The sequence below is a fragment of the Gordonia sp. NPDC003950 genome, assembly GCF_053605205.1.
Genome location: NZ_JBSGIT010000065.1, coordinates 1 through 1,522, shown reverse-complemented (window position 1 = coordinate 1,522; position 1,522 = coordinate 1). Strand labels below are relative to the sequence as shown.

General features: G+C 63.4%; 1 protein-coding gene. It reads left to right on the top strand.

The genetic code is table 11. The features are described from left to right. Nucleotides 1-287: 287 nt before the first annotated feature. On the top strand, nucleotides 288-1,496 hold the full coding sequence (locus ACWETB_RS23850; RefSeq protein ID WP_452214068.1) for an IS110 family transposase: 1,209 nt from the start codon (nucleotides 288-290) through the stop codon (nucleotides 1,494-1,496). Nucleotides 1,497-1,522: the final 26 nt, after the last annotated feature.

Genomic DNA, 1,522 nt, shown 5'->3' with positions numbered 1-1,522 from the left:
AACGCCATGCTCATAGATCTTCCTCTCACTGATGAGCACTGGACTTACACAGACCATCTGACGTTGATGATGGTAGAGCTCAGTTCGGGGGTGTGACTCTGCATCTGACTGGCCCGCTCACGCGTTGCCTTACCTTGATCTGTCCACTCCCGAACGGGGCGTCAACTGGTGCGCCGACCGAGCGGACATGACCTAATAGGAGCCTGGCCTAGAGGCCCCCTCAACGTCTTGTCTGCCCGCCCGGCCGGTGCCGCCGCCTCCGTTCGAGTGGAAGGGCACTACCCATCATGACAAGCTCGCGCCCGGTTGTCGCTGGCGCTGACACGCATTCCGATACCCACCACGTCGCTGTTCTGGACGCGACCACCGGCGCTGTGCTCGCCGATCGGCAGTTCCCAGCGACCACAACCGGGTACCACGCGATCCTCACGTTCATCGCCACACTCGGGCAGGTGATGCGGTTCGGTGTCGAGGGCACCAACTCCTACGGCGCCGGCCTGACCCGGCATCTGCATGCCGCAGGCATCGACGTACGAGAAGTAATCCGACCGAATCGGGCCGCCCGGCGGCTGCGAGGCAAATCCGACCCACTGGACGCAATCACCGCCGCACAAGTCGTCCTCGCCGACGAGAACCTGCCCCTGCCAAAAACCAGCGTTGGTCCCGTCGAGTCGATTCGGGTACTGACCCTGGTACGGGACTCAGCGGTGAAGGCCCGCGCCAAAGTGCTTCAGCAGATCGCGATGATCCTCGTATCCGCACCCGCCAGCAAACGCGAACAGCTGCAAAGCCTCGACCAGAAGATGCTCCTGAACACACTGCGTCGCTCCCGGCCAGGCGACCCCGTCAACGGAATCGAACCAGCCACCACCACCGCACTACGCCGTCTGGCAAGGCGTCACGAGTACCTCAGCGAGGAGATCGAGGACACCACCGATCAACTCCGCGCCCTCGTCGAGCGCGTCAACCCAGGACTGCTCGCCGCGAAAGGCATCGGGGTCGTCACCGCAGCACAACTGCTGATCACCGTCGGCGACAACCCCGAGCGGATCACCGGGAAAGCCGCGTTCGCCGCACTCACCGGAGTCAGTCCGATCCCCGCCTCCAGCGGCAAGACCAATCGACACCGCCTCAACCGCGGCGGAGACCGACGCGCGAACAACGCGATCCACACTATCGCCCTGGTACGCATGAGCGCTGATTCCCGTACCAAAACCTATATCGCCAAGAAGCTGGCCGAGGGCAAGACAAAACTCGAGGCCATCCGTTGCCTGAAACGCCACATCGCGAATGAGATCTACACCCTCATCACGAACCCGCCCGCCGTACCCGACATCACCGACCTGCGGCCAGCACGCCTCGCCCTCGGCCTCTCACTCCAGAACGTAGCCGACCACTTCGGCGTGTGGCCCATGCACATCTCCACCATCGAACGCGGCAAACGCCGCGATGACGAACTCGCCAACCGCTACCGCCAATGGCTCACAGCGGCTTGACAACCCATAGGAGCATCACCCCCCGG